This is a genomic window from Acidimicrobiia bacterium (assembly GCA_040878325.1).
Taxonomy (GTDB): domain Bacteria; phylum Actinomycetota; class Acidimicrobiia; order Spongiisociales; family UBA11373; genus JAUYIV01.
Genome location: JBBDMM010000014.1, coordinates 21,297 through 37,582 on the forward strand (window position 1 = coordinate 21,297; position 16,286 = coordinate 37,582).

The 16,286-nt window shown below is 67.3% G+C and carries 12 protein-coding genes; 4 read left to right on the forward strand and 8 right to left on the reverse strand.

All coding sequences use genetic code 11. The annotated features are described in order from the left end of the window. Both WD184_08490 and WD184_08495 read left to right on the forward strand, forming a co-directional pair. Positions 1-741 (forward strand): polyprenol monophosphomannose synthase, encoded by a 741-nt coding sequence (locus tag WD184_08490; protein ID MEX0826769.1) that lies wholly within the window; start codon positions 1-3, stop codon positions 739-741. Then, entirely contained in the window at positions 678-2,882 is a 2,205-nt protein-coding gene (locus WD184_08495; GenBank protein MEX0826770.1) for a hypothetical protein, read from the forward strand. Before WD184_08490 ends, WD184_08495 begins: the two co-directional genes overlap by 64 nt. A gap of 121 nt (positions 2,883-3,003) precedes the next feature. Here the strand turns inward: WD184_08495 and WD184_08500 are convergent, their stop codons facing one another. From WD184_08500 to proC, 5 genes are all read right to left on the reverse strand, one after another. After that, on the reverse strand, positions 3,004-3,714 hold the full coding sequence (locus WD184_08500; protein ID MEX0826771.1) for a PspA/IM30 family protein: 711 nt from the start codon (positions 3,712-3,714) through the stop codon (positions 3,004-3,006). A 64-nt stretch (positions 3,715-3,778) separates the two neighbouring features. Continuing rightward, positions 3,779-5,050 (reverse strand): DUF6676 family protein, encoded by a 1,272-nt coding sequence (locus WD184_08505; protein MEX0826772.1) that lies wholly within the window; start codon positions 5,048-5,050, stop codon positions 3,779-3,781. 74 nt (positions 5,051-5,124) lie between these two features. Continuing rightward, a complete protein-coding gene (locus WD184_08510; protein MEX0826773.1) occupies positions 5,125-6,660 on the reverse strand; it encodes a PQQ-dependent sugar dehydrogenase in 1,536 nt (511 codons plus the stop codon). 43 nt (positions 6,661-6,703) lie between these two features. Further along, positions 6,704-7,618: a proline dehydrogenase family protein gene (locus WD184_08515; GenBank protein MEX0826774.1), complete on the reverse strand. Its 915-nt coding sequence runs from the start codon at positions 7,616-7,618 to the stop codon at positions 6,704-6,706. After that, on the reverse strand, positions 7,615-8,448 hold the full coding sequence (gene proC, locus WD184_08520; protein ID MEX0826775.1) for a pyrroline-5-carboxylate reductase: 834 nt from the start codon (positions 8,446-8,448) through the stop codon (positions 7,615-7,617). Before proC ends, WD184_08515 begins: the two co-directional genes overlap by 4 nt. Positions 8,449-8,551: 103 nt before the next feature. Between proC and WD184_08525 the strand changes: the two genes are divergently transcribed. Together WD184_08525 and WD184_08530 are read left to right on the forward strand one after the other, a co-directional pair. Then, on the forward strand, positions 8,552-9,799 hold the full coding sequence (locus WD184_08525) for a hypothetical protein (protein MEX0826776.1): 1,248 nt from the start codon (positions 8,552-8,554) through the stop codon (positions 9,797-9,799). A 601-nt stretch (positions 9,800-10,400) separates the two neighbouring features. Next, complete coding sequence (locus WD184_08530; GenBank protein MEX0826777.1) at positions 10,401-11,093, forward strand: nitroreductase family protein; 693 nt, start codon at positions 10,401-10,403, stop codon at positions 11,091-11,093. Positions 11,094-11,124: 31 nt separating this feature from the next. On the opposite strand, the gene WD184_08535 is transcribed toward WD184_08530, so the two are convergent. The 3 genes from WD184_08535 to WD184_08545 all read right to left on the reverse strand — a co-directional run bounded on the left by WD184_08535 (position 11,125) and on the right by WD184_08545 (position 16,256). Then, on the reverse strand, positions 11,125-13,560 hold the full coding sequence (locus tag WD184_08535; protein ID MEX0826778.1) for an SdrD B-like domain-containing protein: 2,436 nt from the start codon (positions 13,558-13,560) through the stop codon (positions 11,125-11,127). Continuing rightward, complete coding sequence (locus WD184_08540) at positions 13,557-14,111, reverse strand: RNA polymerase sigma factor (GenBank protein ID MEX0826779.1); 555 nt, start codon at positions 14,109-14,111, stop codon at positions 13,557-13,559. The genes WD184_08535 and WD184_08540 overlap by 4 nt, the downstream gene beginning before the upstream one ends. Before the next feature lie 99 nt (positions 14,112-14,210). Continuing rightward, entirely contained in the window at positions 14,211-16,256 is a 2,046-nt protein-coding gene (locus WD184_08545; GenBank protein MEX0826780.1) for a S8 family serine peptidase, read from the reverse strand. Positions 16,257-16,286: the final 30 nt, after the last annotated feature.

Below are 16,286 nucleotides of genomic sequence, written 5' to 3' on the forward strand. Positions count from 1 at the left end.
ATGCCCGTACCGAGGGACAAGGTCACTGTGGTCATCCCGACTTACGACGAACGTGAGTCGATCGAGAGCGTCGCCCGGGGTGTGAGAGCCCACGGGTACCGCCTTCTCGTGGTGGACGACGATTCGCCCGACGGCACCGGCGAGATCGCCGACCGACTCAGCGAGCGCGACGGGCTCATATCGGTCCTCCACCGTCCCACCAAGCAGGGTCTCGGTCGCGCGTATGCCGCCGGATTCGAAGCGGCCCTGCGGGGAGACCCCGAGATCGTGTGTCAGATGGACGCCGACCTGTCGCACGACCCCGAACGCCTACCGGCATTGGTCGCCGCGGTCGAGGCCGGCGCAGACCTCGCCGTGGGCAGCCGTCTCATTCCGGGCGGTGCGATCGTCGACTGGCCGGCGGGCCGGCGCCTCTTGTCGCGGTGGGGGAACCGCTACGCCCGGGTGGCACTCGGCGTCCCGGTACGCGATCTGACCAGCGGCTTCCGCGCCTTCAGGTCCCACTCGCTCCAACGACTCGAAAGCGAGTCTTGCCGGGCGAACGGGTATGCATTCCAGATCGAAACCGTATGGCGGGCCCATCATGCAGGCATGCACATCGTCGAGGTCCCCATCACGTTCAGCGAACGCACCGCAGGAAAGTCAAAACTCGGCGGGGACGTCGTGTTCGAGGCGATGTGGCTGGTGACCCTGTGGGGTTTCTGCCGGGCGATGCGAAGGCCGCCGCCGGCACGCCGATGAGAGAGCCGGTGGATTCCACGACCGGCGCTGAGGCAGCGGTGAAGCCGAAGGCCCGTTCGACGCGCCGCTCCCGCTGGATCCGGGGAGCGGTGCTCGCGCTGATCGTCACCGGCGTAGTCATCGCCACCATCGCCAACGAGAGCCGAGTCTCGAACGTCGATCCGACATATGTGCGGGTAATGGTCGAGCGGACCCATGCCTATGGCGGAACCTTCTACGACAACCTCATCTACAACAAGGGGCCGCTCGAGCCACTGCTTCACCAAATAGCAAGCCTCGTCACCTCGTACGACACCTACTGGCTGGGGATCGCCGCAATCCAGGGGCTGCTCACGCTGGTCATCGCACTGGCCGCGGCGCGGACCACGCGCTTTTCCGGGGCGACGGTTCTGGGTGCCCTGGCCGTGGGGACCGTTGCCTTCATCCACTTCGCCTTCTCGAAGTCCGACTACGCCGGGGCCGTCTACGTGCGGTACCTCATGGTGGCATTGCTCGCGGTGGGGTGGGTCGTCCTGATCTCCGAGCGCGCATGGCTCACCGAGAAACGTCGCCTCATCGCAACCGCGGCAGTCTCGGTGACGGTGGCAGTGGCGGTCCAGACCCTGCTCACCACGGCGCTCGCCGCAATGGTGCTGCTGGCCGCAACCCACCTCCTGCTGCGTGAAAGAGCCCCATCGGGGGAGCAGATCAAACTCGTCGGTGTCTCCCTCATCTGCCTGCCCCTGGCCTTTCTCACCGCTCCCATCTGGTACTGGGCCCGAGGCGCCTTCGATGCGTTCTGGGCGGGATGGTGGGTACACGCAGGCTTCAGTGCGTCGGGCCTCGAGCGAACTTTCGGGGAGCAGCTGACGCTGGGCTGGAAGCAGCTGCGAACCCACCACCTCGAAAACCCCCTGGTCCTCGTCGTGGTGGTGCTCTTCGGGATCTTGGTCGCCGTCAGATGGCGCTCGTGGAACCGGCGCCAACGGATCGTCCATGGCACGGCCATCGCCTGGTGGGTGGCCGGCTGGGCCGAGCTCGTCGTGTCACAGCGATACTCCACCCACTACTTTTCGGTGGTGGCGGTCCCGGTCGTGATCATGGCCGCCCTGCTGATAGGTGCGGCGGCGGCAGCCTCCAGCTCTCGGGCGCCGCGAGTGGCAGCCGCGGCCACAGTGGTCGCATTGGCGGTCGCAGGGCATCTTGTTGCCCCCGGGGCGGTGTGGTCGGCGCTCAAGGAGGTCCGAGACTTCAGAGGAGTCAGCACGGTGGCCGAGCAGCGCGCGGCCCGGTTGGGCCCCCAAAACCGCACCATGCGAGCCATACTCGACCTCGTGTCCGCCGAGGGCGACCCGCTGCTCGCCTGGCAACACGATCCGACGCAATTCATGCTGATGGAGCGGGTGTCGGCGACACGGTTCGGCTATGTCCGGCCGCTCGTCGGCGAAATCTACCTCGGAGCCACGAGCCCCGATTACGTGCTTCCACAGACCTGGCCGTGGTTCTTCGAGGACATCAACGAGAGCGACCCGACGACGCTGATCGAAGTGGGCTCGGCGATACCGTCCGAGACCCCCTTTGCGTCCTATGCCGGCGACAACTTCACCCCCGTCTACATGAGAGAAAAAGTCATCGTGTCGTTTCGCAACGACGTGGCACGAGACTTCATCGGGCCGAGCGCGCACACCCGCTGGGAACCACAGCCTTCACGACCGGGAAGCGGATGGTCCATGGAGGGCGAGGTGCTTGTCTACACACCGGCGTCGGAGCCCGCACAGACCGACCTTCACCCGATTGCTTCCTCGTGTTCGCGGATCGAGGGCACCGTCTCATGGACCGCCGGCCGGAGCCAGGGCATCAGCATCTATTTCCACGATGCGACCGGTGGCTCCGAGCCGCTGCACTTCACCATCCTGAGAACGGAAGTCTTCTCGGCGTCGGAGCGAAGCCTCTACGAGACACACACGCTGATCGACGACGGCCCCAAGGGGTTCGCCATCGTCGTGGGCCGGCAATCGGCCGCGCTGATCATGGAGGGACGCGTCGTGGCCGCAGTCCGCTTGTCGCCCTCCGTGACGGTCACGATCCAACCACGCGCCGATCGGGTGGAGCTATCAGACATGCGCATCGGATCCCCACCCGAGGGAGGCGGATGTCCGTAGGAGAGTCAAGAATCAAGAGTTAAGGCGAGGCCTTCCGCCTTCCGCAAGAGAAAGACTCTGTCCTCTGTCGAATTGCGAATTGCGGCGAGCACAGCGAAGCCAACCGCGGATCCGGGCGACCTTATATCCCCAATTCCGCCCTTAGTTCCTCGAGCTTGGCGTCGGCCTGGGTCATCGAGATGGCCTCGCGCAGTTCGACCTCGGCACCTTCGGGGGTCGACTCGCGCAGCTCGGCATTGGCCATCGCCTCGGACTTGCGCTGCTCGATCTTGTCTTCGACCTTCTCGAGGCTCACGCTGTCGTCGCTGACCGACGACGAGATCGAGTCCATGGCCTTGTTGACCGACTCCTGCATCTTTGCCTGCTGGAGCGAGCCGAGCATCTCCATCCGCTTGGCAGCCAACTCCTGCAGCCGCATGGCGTTCTGCTGGACCGCCTTCTTGGCGTCGTCGGCCTGACCGATCGACGACTCGTACTGGCTCTTGAGCGAACCGAGGTTGTTCTCGGAAGCCTGCAACCGCATGGCGAGGCCCTGGGCCGCCCGGGTCCACTTGTCGAACCCGGCCGAGTCGCCCTTCTCGCCCGAGTCCTTCGCTCGCAACAGCGCCTGCTTGGCGAGCTCACGCGCCTCGCCGACGTCTTCGGCCGCACGCTCGATCTTGCCCTCGAGCGAGATGCGGTGCGCAACAACCTTGGCGGCCTGGTTGCGCAGTTCCTGGTCGCGCTTCCTTGCCTCCTGGATCGCCTGCTCGATCTCGATCTCAGGGTCCATCGCCGCTTCGGTCTTCACCCGAAACAGCGTCTTGAGGTAACCCCAGAAACGCTTGAACATTGAGAATCCTCTCTACTGCCGTGATCGCGATGGAGTCTAGAGATCGCGCGCAGTGGCGAGACCGTCAGCGCTTCCGCCGACGGTCCCTTCCCGCGCGAGACCGCGTGCCCGACGAAGTGGTGGACCGGCGCCGGGTCGGCTGCGGGGTGGGGGTCTGAGAGGTGGACGACGACCGGGCGGCCGTGCGCCGCGACCCACCCCAGTCGTAAGAGGCGGCCTGCCCGGCTCCACCGGCCAGGATGCTGAACGTGTCCAACCAGCTGAACCCGCCCCCGCCGTGCGACCGGGGCGCCATCGGGGCAGGCACCCGTCGACCCTCTACGTCGATCATCCGCGGCTGGGGCTGGGTGCCCCGGCGGAGCTTCTCGGCATCCTCGCGGCACACCCGCACCGTCTTCTTGCCCGCCGGCGTGGAGATCTCCGCGGTTTCGGTCGCGTTGGAGTGGGTCGGATCGAAGAAGCATTCATAGCGCTGCTCCTTCGCCGGCTTGTCGGGTGGCTCCTTGCCGGTGGCGATGGCGGCGGCGGCATCCAGCTGCCACCGGGCCTCGCCGAGGCGGTCCGACAGGCTCTCCAGGGCACGCAGATCGGTCGCGGTCCCGAAGGATTCCTCGGCCTCGGTGTAGGTGGCGCTCGCCTGACGCAGATAGGTGTCGTCCTGAGAGGTTGTGGAGGCAGACACGAGATCGGTGATCTCGAGGAGGATGTTCGCTATGGCATCGAGCTGAGAGCGGATCTCGGTCCGTGCCTCCTCCACCGCCCGAACATTCGCCGCATGCGACGACTTCTTGCTCTTGCGGATCGCCAACCACACCAGCAGCACCAATCCGCCGACGATGGCGACCAGAATCAGCAGTCCGGACCCCGAGCCCGATCCGGACACCGGGGCGGTGGGCGTCTCGGTGCCGGTGATGCTGTCGACCACCCCCGAGACATAGCCCTCGTCGCCACCGCTCTCTGATCCGGCGAAGCCGCGATCGAGCGCAGTCTCGATCTCGTCCTGGGTCAGCTCGTTGCTGACCATGCCTTCGTCGCTGGCCGACAGCACCAAAATGGTGCCGACCCCGAGCCGGTTGAGCAGGGAGTCGGCGAAGGTGGTGGCGCCTCCGGCCGGATCGTCCTCGAGCAGCACGACATAGAAGAGGAAGCCGGCGTTGCGGGCTCGGGCGACATCATCCGAAATCTCGGATTCGTTGCGATCGAGGCCCGAATCCACATACAAGCCGAACTGCTCCAATTCGACCGCCACCGAATCGGCATCCTGGGCGAGGGCGGGTGCGGCGATCAGCAACGCCGAGAACAACAGTGCGGTCGAGACGGAGGCGAGCTTCTTCACGGCCAGGAGATTAGATGGTGCCCCGCCGATCGGGGCCATGCGCGCAGGGCCGCCACCGTCACCTGAGTTCGGCATCACCCGTCGGAGGTCGCGGTCCTGAGGACATACATCCGCCCGGAGAAGGTGACCGCCAGGATCAGGTCCGGCGCCACGGTGGCGATCCCGGTCACACAGCCTCTGGTGGCCATAATGTCGACATAGGCGGTACGGGAGTCCACCGTCCATGCTCCCTCGCGATGGATCACCTGGAGCGCCTGGAGCCGGCCGCAGCTCCCCATCAGCAGAGTGGAACCGAGCCCGACCTCGTCGGCCCATGCGACACCGGCCGAGCCGACGGTGTCGGTCACCCACACCGGCCCCCGAGTCCGCCGGCGGGGCTCGCCAAAGGTCCCGTCGACGGGGAAACCGAAGTCGTCTCCCTCGTCGATCTGCAGCACTTCCTCGCGTCGCCACGCACCCGACTGGGTGGGCCCGTCGTTGTCGACGGCCCACAGCGACCCATCGGAGGCGAAGGTGAGGCCATAAACATTCCGGAGCCCGCCGGCGAACACCTCGACGCCGGCTCCATCGGGATCGACTCGAAGGATCGAACCGAGCCAGGTTCGGTTGGGATGGTGGAGCGTCTCAATCACCTCGGGGGCGAGCCCGAGGCGATCGAAGTTGCCCACCGACAGGTAGACCCGGCCATCAGGTCCCACAGCCAGGCCGTTGACTCCGTGATCGGTACCGGCCACGGGTAGGCCATCGAGCACCAACCGGCCGCCCAGCAAGGCTCCGTCCGGTCCGATGGTGAACGCAGTGAGACGGCCGCTGGAGCCTTCGACGATCGCAACCTCCCCCTGCGCCGGCATCGCCTCGTCGACGTGCTCGCCCTTGCAGGTGGGGAAGGGCTCGTCGCATGGCAATGGGCCGATTTCGCTCACGAAGAGTTCGTCGCCGACGATGGCCAACCCCCGCGGATACTCGAGGCCCTCGGCGACCGTGACCAGCTCGAGCGGGTCCGTCGACGCGGCGTCGGATGGCCGGAACATCACGATCCGGCCTTGCCCGATCGTCATGTAACCGAGATCGCGCTCCCGGTCCACCGCGATCCCGAGCGGAGACCCGTCGAACTCGTGGAAGGCGACCAGCGTCAATCCCAGGGACAGGGCCGGATCGGTGCCGGCCTCGGTGGTGGCCGTGGTCGACGACCCGGTGGTCATGGTGGTCGTGGTGGTGGCCCCCACCGCTTCGACGTCGATGGCGGGCGTCGCCGTCACCGCAACGGCCGCCAGCCCGAGCGCGGCGAGTGTCCCGAACAGCGCCAACTGTTCGATCGTGCTGGGACGGCGGTCCTGCCTCCGGTTCAGAAGGGGCAATACCCGCGTGAACAGGTAGTCGACGAGGATGAGTGAGCCTGCCACTGCGGCCACCAGCCCGATCACGGTCCAGAGCCGGTCCAAGTTCGCCCAAAACCGCTCGAAGGTCGCGGGCCGCAAGGCAATGATCGCCACCAGGCCCACCGTCCCCGCAACCGCAGGCACGACGGTTACGCCGAGCGCCCGCCGGCCCCCGATCTGGCGGGGCGACTGGATGACCAGCGCCAGGGCCAGCGAGGCGGCGGCGATCACGAACCAGTCGGCGGCGGCGAGCCCGGTGAGATGGCTCAGGCCATCACCTCCCGAAGAGGGCCCGGATGAAGAACCACAGGTTCGCCGGGCGTTCGGCCATACGGCGGGTCAGGTACGGGTACCAGGCATCGCCGTAGGCGATGTAGACACGCAAAGGCTTCCCCTCGGCGACGAGCGAGCGCTGTAGCGACTCCCTGATCCCGTAAAGCATCTGCAGCTCCCAGGGTTCCTCCCTCCGCTCGGCCAGCCCGACAGCGAGGGTGATCCGCGCCTCGTCGTGCGTGGCGATCGCCGGCTTCGCCGATCGCTGCGCCATGAGCACACCACAGAGCCGGTCGAAGGACCGGTCCACTTCCTTGCGCGATCGAAAGGCGATCTCCTCTGGCTCGTCGTAGGCGCCCTTGCATAGGCGAATGTGGCCCCCCAGCGGGGCCACCCTGGCTAGATCCGCATGGGTTCGGCGAAGGTATGCCTGGAGGGCAACGCCGAGGTTGCCGTGCACTCGCTGCGTCGTCTCGTAAAGACCGAGCGTCGCGGAGGTGTGGTCACTGTCCTCCATGTCGATGGTCACCGTGAGCCCTGAGGCGGCCGCGGTGGCCGCCAGTGTCTCGAGCGACCTGGCGCAGAGGTCGTCGTCAAACCCCATCCCCAACTGGGTCAGCTTGATCGAAATGTTGGCATCGAGTCGCTCCGCCGCGATGCGGTCGAGGCATGCCAGATAGGCATCGCGCGCCGCCTCGGCGGAGACCCGATCGGTCACGTGCTCGCCGAGATGATCCAGCGAAACCGGCACGCCCGATGAATTGAGGCGTCGGGCGGCAGCCACCGCCTCGTCGAGCGACTCACCGGCAACGAACCGCAATGCCACCCGTCGGCCCACCCGGGTATCGGTGAACAGCCAACGCACCCAACGCCACCGGGTGATGCCAAGCACGAGACGCACGATGAACCCCTTCACGGGGCCTCCCCGGGGTCCGCAGCCCGCTGTCCCATCTCACGCGATCGAGCGGCGGCTGCCCGTACCGCGTCCTCCACCAACGCCCGAAAGCCTCTTTCCTCCAGCAAGTGCACCGCGGCCGCAGTGGTTCCCCCCGGGCTGGTGACCTGGGCTCGCAGCCGGGTCGGGCTGAGGTCCGAGTCGGCCAGCAACATCCCCGCCCCTCGCAATGTTCGCTCGACCAGCTTCTCGGCGAGGTGGCGGGGGATCCCCTCCCTGATGGCCGCGTCGCAGAGCGCCTCGGCGAGCAGAAACACATATGCCGGCCCGGTACCGGACACCGCGGTGACGGCATCGAGCAGGGACTCGTCGAGTACCACCGATTGGCCAACCGCTTCGAGCACCGTCCTCGCCTTGGCGAGGTGATCATCCGAGGCGTGGGTGCCACGGGCGAGGGCAGTGATTCCCTCGGCGATCTGGGCGGGCGTGTTGGGCATCGCCCGCACCACCGGGACCGTTCCCAGGGCCCGTTCGAACACCGCGATGGGCACTCCGGCGGCGAGCGAAACGATCACCTGGACGGAGGTGACCGTCGGGGCCAAGTGCTCTAGGAGCCGGCCGACATCGTTGGGCTTGACGGCCACCACCACGATGTCCCGGCCGGCAGCGGCCTCCGCGGCGTCCAGGATACACCGCACCCCGGTGGCTTCCGCCACTTCGCGGCGCCGCTCCTCGCGCCGGGCCGCCAGCACGATCGAACCGATTGGCCACCCGGCCTTCACGAGCCCCGTGGCAAGCGCTTCGCCGATGGCGCCCGCACCGAGGATGGCGACGGTGGAGTGGCCTCCCATGATCGCGGAGTGTAGGGAGGGGGCCATGCAGGGCATCCCGGGTTGCCCGACACGGAGTGGTGTCTAGGAGTACGCTCCCCGGCAACTCAGCAGGGGGGATGACTTGAGGGGTACTCGGGCGCTGGTTCTGGCATTCGTTCTGGTGGTCGCGGCATGTGGCGGCTCGGCGGATTCGACGTCGACTACTGAAACCGCGTCGACGACGACGACAGGCGCAGCCACCACCGTCACCAGCGACGACGGGATCATCGAGATCGAGGTACCGGCCGACGCCGGTGCCGAGGTCACTGTCGCCACGGTCTCGGAGGTTCCCGAGGAGTTCGAGGGCCTCCCGCTCGTCGGGCCCGTCTATGAGTTGGGTCCCGACGGAGCCACGTTCGGCACCGCGGTGACGATCACGGCAACCTTCGACGCCGACGACGTGCCCGGGCACCCGGGCACCCTGCTCCTTCCCGTTCTCCTCTCGAGTGACGGGACCTTCGACACGCTCGTCGACATCCACGTGGAAGTGAGTGAGTCCCAAGCGATCGTGACCGGAACGACGGAGCACTTCAGCCTGCTGACGTTCGTGGCATTGGGGCCTGAGGGGGATCATGGCGCAGGTGCCAGAGTCGCGATGGATCCGCCCTCGGTCGAGCGGAAGGTGGGCGAGTCCTTCGTGGCCAAATCGGTTCTGGCCATGTTCTCGGAGGACCACGACCGGGTCCTGGTGGACGAGTGGCACTTCGATCCGAGCGTGCTCGCGGGAGGCGTTACAGAGACCTCGATGGGCACCACCTTCACGTGCATTGCGCCCGGTACTTCGGAGTACGCCGCCGACGTTCGACTCACCGCCGCCCCGCTTTCCAACGTGGCCATAGAGCAGGACGGAGAGAAACTCACGGTCCTGGAGCAACTGCTCAAGGCCGTAACCGAAGGTCGCGCCGTGGTGGAGGTCACCGCAGAGATCACCATCAGCGGAATCGCCACGTGTGTCGAATCCGGTGACACCGACGCTCTGTGCGATCCGGACAATGACGTGGGCTGCAACCGGTTCGACATCGGCGGTTACACCGTCACCACCAAGTTGCCGGAGCAGGCGGGCGACTCGTTCAACCTGCAGGCCCACGTCACCGATCCCACTGGGACGCCGGCGGCCGGAATGGACTTCTACGGGAGCACATGGCAAACCGGCGGGACCCCTGGCGACCCGAACGCCCAACACATCGGTCCGATCCAGACCGACGCGGACGGAAACGTGGTGATCGGCTTCATGAGCTACCCGGACCCGTGGGACGTGTACTTCTCGTTCATGAACGAGGTGAGACTGGCAGGGATGTTCGACGCGAACGGCTTCTTCTTCTTCCCCTAGAGGACGGAGAGGGCAGCAGAGAAGGGTTCTCCTCCGCCGTCTCCGACGGGGGAGGTGGCTGCCGGAAAAAGAAGCGTCCTCCTCCGCCGTCCTCGGCGCGGGAGGTGCCGAGCGCAGCGAGGCGGAGGGGGCAGCCAAGCGAACGATGTGAGCCGACAGCGTGCGGCCCAACGAGATCTTCAAGACCGGGCCCAGGCTCGCACGCAGAGTCAGCTGCCCCCCTCGCAAGGAACCCAAAGGGTTCCCGCACTCCCCGGGAGACGCAGAAAAAAGAAGCGTCCTCCTCCGTCGTCCTCGACGGGGGAGGTGGCTGCCGGGCAATCGCCCGGCAGACGGAGGGGGCAGTGGAGACAGAGGCACTCCGACGACAGTGCCTCCGAAAGTCGGTTGACGGGCCGCCCGTCAACCGAAGACGGCCCTTTCGGATCCAGTCCTGCTCGCAGGGGGCTCACTTCGTTCGCTTAGCTGCCCCGCTCGCCCCTCCGGGGCACTTCCCCTCGGAATACCGGGGGGAGACGCTCGGACAGAAGGTCCTCGTGCTGGTCAATGACCTCCTCAATCCCCGGCCCAACCCCAGCTCTCCCCCCTATCGTTGCCGGCGATGACCGAGCCGAGATTCATCCCCTACCGACCACCCCGGCTCCCCCCCGAGGAAACCCGGCGGCGGGCGCGGGAGTTCTACGAGATGCTCGATGGCCGGCGTAGTGTCCGGATGTTCTCCCCCGACCCGGTGCCCCGCGAAGTCATCGAAGACCTCGTCCGAACCGCGTCGACCGCTCCCTCTGGTGCCCACCGGCAGCCGTGGCGGTTCGTCCTGGTCGGTGATCTCGAAGTGAAGACTGCGATCCGCGACGCCGCCGAGGCCGAGGAGCGCGAGAACTACCTGGGGGGCCGCCTCCCCCCGGACTGGCTCGAAGCCCTCGCTCCGCTGGGCACGGATGAGAACAAGCCCTACCTGGAGATCGCCCCCTGGCTGGTGGTGCTCTTCGAGGAGCGGTACCAGGTGGACGCCGACGGCGCACGGCGGAAGAACTTCTACGTCAAGGAAAGCGTCGGCATCGCCGCCGGGATGTTCGTGGCGGCAGTGCACCACGCCGGCCTGGCGACGCTGCCCCACACCCCCAGCCCCATGGCATTCCTGGCGAAGGTGCTCGGCCGGCCCGAGAACGAGCGACCGTTCGCCCTCTTCCCGGTGGGCTACCCGGCACCCGACTGCGTGGTACCCGACATCCAAAGAAAGCGCCTCGAAGAAGTGATCGCCGACCCCCCGGATTCTGCAGCGGGCAGCGGGTAGCGGGCAGCCGGGCCGAGCGAAGCGAGGCCCTCTAACTGTCGACGTCGTACTTGCCGCGGGGGAGGTTCGTGAAGGAGTACGCGCCCTGGGCGTCGGCCACGGTCGACATGGTGTAGTCGTCGGCAGTTCCGAAGGCGGCGTCGAAGCCGGCCCAGGTCAGGATCACGACTGCGCCCGGATCCACCGGATGGAAGGACTGGTTGATGATCCTGCGACCCCGGTAGCCGAAGTCGAGGCCCGAGACCGTTTCGCCCGGCCCCACGGCGACGGCGGACTCGGCGTCAGCGGTGCCATCGGGGCCGGTGGTAATGGACAGACCGGCAGGCACCCCCCCAATGACCCTGATGAAGTACTGGCCGGCGGCGGACGGGCTCAGGGCGAACCTTCCGGCCGCGTCGGTGGTGGTCGAGCCGATGGCCGCACCGTTCGAATCGAGGAGTTCGACGACCACGCCCGGGATCCCCGGTTCATCGTCGTCCATCGCCTGATCGCCGTCGAAGTCAACGAAGACGTCGCCCTCGAGTATCTGGGGCAGGTACTCGTACCCGATGGCCGCCGCCGCTATGTGGCTTCCGCCGCTCGCCACGATGGTCTGTCGGGCATTGCCGGTGGTCAGCCCCATGCCGGGTGGCAGTGAGCCGGCGAGCACTTCTACCTCGACCGGGCCCGGGGTCACCAGGGCCGACCACGACCCGCCGCTGCCCGTCACCGCGGTCATGGAGCCCAGCCCACCGATCGTCACCGACACCCGGGCACCGCCTATGCCGGGTTCGCCCCCGTCCCTGACGCCGTCCCCATCGAGATCGGCAAACACCAGGCCGCCCACGGTGGTCCCCGCCGGGGTGAAACCGATGGCAGTAGCCGAGACGCCGGTGGCCGGGTTGGCTTCGTTGTCGGTGACCCGGGCGATCAGGTTGCTGGTGTAGTTGCCGTCACCGTGCTCGCCCTCGACCGCACCGCTGAAGGTGCAGGTGAGGACGCCGCCGACGCTGATCGGTAGCCCGGCCTTGGGGAGACACGAGTTGGCGGACACCGCCGGGTTGTTCGGATCCAGAAGATTGCCGAATGTCATGTCGTAGAGGACCGCCAACACGACCGGTTCGACGCTTTGGTTGACGAGTCGAACGGTGAAGGTGATCGGGCCACCCGGCTCGACGACGACGATCGACGATGGGGTGATCGACGCCGCGACGGCAGGCAGGGAGTCGGCGAACTGGACACTGAACGACCTCGATGCCGTCGCTCGATTCGACTGGCGGTCGACGACCACGACCCGGGTGGAATGGGCGCTCGGCCCGGTGGAGGTGTCGCCGAGGACTGCTCCGACGAAGCTGCAGTTGATCGTGACACCCGGACGATGGGTGCGTGCCAGGGCGGGGCAGGTGTTGTCGGCGACGAGGGAATTGTTCGGATCGAGCAGGTCGCCGAACACCGAGTCGGTCAGCGAGGTGAGCCTCACCTGCTCCTCCGATCGGTTGGTGATCGTGAGCGCCACCGGAAGGGCACCGCCGGGCTCATCGAGGGTGGTCGCCGACGGGACGACTTCGAAGGCCACGATCGGATCGACATCGTTGAACGCCACCACCAGGGTGGCGGTGTCGGTAGCCACGTAGCCCACGGCGTCTTCGGTGCGGACGGTCAACACGCCCGAGTAGTCGGGCTCCCCACCGAATCCGGAGACGACGCCCACATAGGTGCACGAGAGACTGCCCCAGGGCTCCATGGTCAGGTCGGCGGTGGCGCAGGTGTTCTCGCTGACGAGCGAGTTGTCGGGGTCGAGGAGGTCGCCGAACAACTGATCGGCAAGGGCGGTCACCTCGACGCGGCGATCTGAATCGTTGGTCAACTCGACAGCGAAGACGACCGGTCCGCCGGGCTCATCGACGGAGTCTCGGTCGGCCGACACCGCCAGCACCGCGTTGAGAGGGGGCAGCGGCGGGTTCGTGGTCGAGGGGTCGGGCTGGCCGACGGTGGTCGACGGCGCGATCTGATCGTCGGGATCGGGGTCGGGAATGGCGATACCTGATTCGGGCCGGGGGAGGTCAATGCCGATCACGTCGGCGGCGTCGGCGATCACCCGCTGAATCGGATCGGGCAATACGCCGGCGACCGCCCCACCACCGAGGGTGAGCGCCAGCATCGAACCGATGAGCACCTTGAGGGCGACGCCGTGAAGGACGAACCGGCGGACACCCAGCGGCCCCCTGGCGGATGCGGCAGCGGCAACCGGCGCACCCATGGCGTCGCGAGCGGTGGCCGCAGCCATCTCGGCGAGCCGATCTGCCGAGCCCGGGGGCGTATCGGCGACCATTACCGAGCGGAAACGGGTGATAGCATCGGCCAGACCGGCGAGGTCCGGCCGGTCATCCGGGACGCGGCCGGACAACAGGCTTTCGACAGCCTGATCACTCAGCGCGCGCGGCATGGCATCACTCTCATCACCCCTGTAACCGCCAAACACGCTCATCGGGGTATGCCTTCGCTTTCGAGATGCTTGCCCAGCGCAGCCAGCCCCCTGCGCTGCAGGGCCTTCACCGCACCCTCTGATTTGCCGACAACCGCGGCGATCTCGGGCACGGTCAGGCCCGACAGGATGCGCAAGAGCAGCACATCGCGCTGGGCGGGGACCAGCTTGAGGATGAGGGCGCGAATCCGCTCAGCCTGAGACGAGTCGATGACCTCACCGGCGGTGACATCGCCCTCGTCCGGGAGCAGGTCGGCGATCGTATCGGTGGGATCGACGGGATTGCGCCGCAACCGCCGTCGTTCGTCGATCACGCGGTTGTGTGCAATCTGAAACACCCACGACCGGAATCCCTTCTCCACACCCTCGAAGCTGTGGATGTTCCGGGCGAGTTGGAGAAACACTTCGGCGAGGAGATCGTCGGGTTCCCGAGCGCCCTGGGCGCGGATGTACCCGAGGACCTGGCCGGCGAGGTCGTCGTGAAGCCTTCTCCAAGCCCACGCGCCGCCCGCCTGCGCGGCGCGCAAGACGTCAGCAAATTCCTGCTCCAGCAAACTCGCCAGCCCTCCAATTCCGGGGACGGGGAGCCAGAAACCTACCCCTTGGCAGCCCGTGACCCGGCCGCCGGCGGCAAGCGGGGGCCCAACAACGCGTCACACCTCGCAGCCGGACACGATCTCACCCCGGCATTCGTCCGTGCCGGGACCACCATCGAGCGTGTCGTCAGCCTGGCCACCCTTCAAGAAGTCGGCCCCGCTGTCACCGAAGATCGAGTCCCGCCCCTTCCCGCCAAAGATGGAGTCGGCGCCGGATCCACCCCGCAGATCGTCATGGCCCTTGCCACCGCGGATGTCGTCGGCGTCCGGACCACCGAACACCAGGTCGCCGCCCTTGCCGGACCACGCCCGATCGGTGCCGTCGCCGAGATCGATGATGTCGGCGCCCGCGAGCGCGCACACCCAATCGTCTCCAGATTCACTGCTGATCTGGTTGGCGCCCGAATTGCCGGTGATCACGTCGTCAGCGCTTGTGCCCTGGATCGTCACCTGACCGCTGACCGCGACGATGGTGGCGTCGCTCCCCCCGCATTTTCCCTGCGGAACGGAGGCGAGGGCAATCCTGCCCACGCCGTACCGGTTGTCGTGGCCGCTCGGCCCGAGATCGATGGTCCTTCGCGCCAGCAGATCCCACGCTTCGGCGCCGCGCGCTCCTGTCGCCTGCATGAACAGTGCCATTGCGCCGGCGGCATGGGGGGAGGCGGCAGAGGTTCCGAGGAATCCGGAGTCGCACGAATCCGACGGCCCGAAGGTGCCCGTCGACACCCCGTCGAAGGCGCTGAGATCAGGCTTCCGGGCTCCCCCGGCGGTCGGGCCCTCAGACGAGTAGGGCCGAATCTCGCTGTCGGTACGGCACACCGCACCGACGGCGAGAACAGAGTCCAGAGTCGACGCGTCGTTCAGGCTCCCCGCGGCGACCCGTAGCCCGCTCGGCAGGTTCTGCGACGGTACGAAGAGGTCCAGAGCGACGCCGGGCGAGACCACCACGCCCGCCTTCGTTCGAATCTCGATGCGGAAGACCCCGTTGTAGGGCGCCGTGACCGCTTCGATCGGCGGCCCGGGATCGGCCGGCGACTGAATGGTGGTCGATGAGTCGACAGTGTCCCCGCTCCCGTCGACGAGATACAGATCGACGTCGATGTCGGTGGCACATTGGTTGCACTGGCCGAGGCTCAGACGCCAGTCGTCCCACCGCAGGTAGACCGAGTTGCCGGCCTGGAGCGCAATCTCCATCGGTTCCCCGAAATCGAGCGTCTGACCCCCCGCCCAGAATCCGCGCCAATGGCGCTGGCGGTAGTTGCCGGCCGAGTTGAACCAGACGGCTCCGGAATCGACCACTTCGCCGATGTGGTCGAAGACTCCCCAGGGGTCCCGGCCATCGAGGGGTACGGTGTTGAAGTAGGCGAGGGACTGAGTGACGATGTCGATGCGCCGAGTCCGGACGAAGTCGGCGATGTCGGGGCCGTCCCAGACGAGACAGGTGCGATAGAGATACAGCTCCACTCCAGGGGCCATGTCGTAGACGATCTCGGCGACCGCGGTGCCGTGGTCACTGTCCCCTCCCAGCCCGCCCCCGCAGGTCGGGCCGACCGCACTGCCCGCGATCGGGTTGGGCAGGTCACCGGCGTTCTGGGCACTTCCCAGCCCGGAAAAACCCGAATCGACCACGAGCACCCGAATGCCCGCCCCATCGCGTCCCGCGTCGTGCCAGACGTCCGCCCCCTGACCCGCAACCCCTTCACCGATCACGCCATCGGGCAAAGCCTCGGCCGGGGTCGAGACGAACTCCACCGTGGCGTCCCCCGCCAGGTCGAGCAACGAACCGGGATCGATCTCCACCAGGAAGGTGCCGCCCCTCTCGGCGCGGATCGTTCCGCCCAGCCGGCCGATGGCCGACCGGGTGCCGGCCGAATCTCCACCCCCCACCACCTCGACCAGGATGTCGTCGCCCACAACCGGCACGCCGCGCCGGTGGGCCTCCCCGATCGCGATCTGGCCGGCGGCGAGATCGGCGAGACGAGCGTCGATCTTGGGAGGGGGATCAGACCTGCGAGTGGGGCCGGCCGTGGCACCGCCGACGGGCACCGCGACCAGGGCGGCGGCGAGTAGTAAGCCGATCCGGCGCCATCGATTGAGTTTCATCCGCCCTCCGGCCGCGATCGCGCCGCGGCC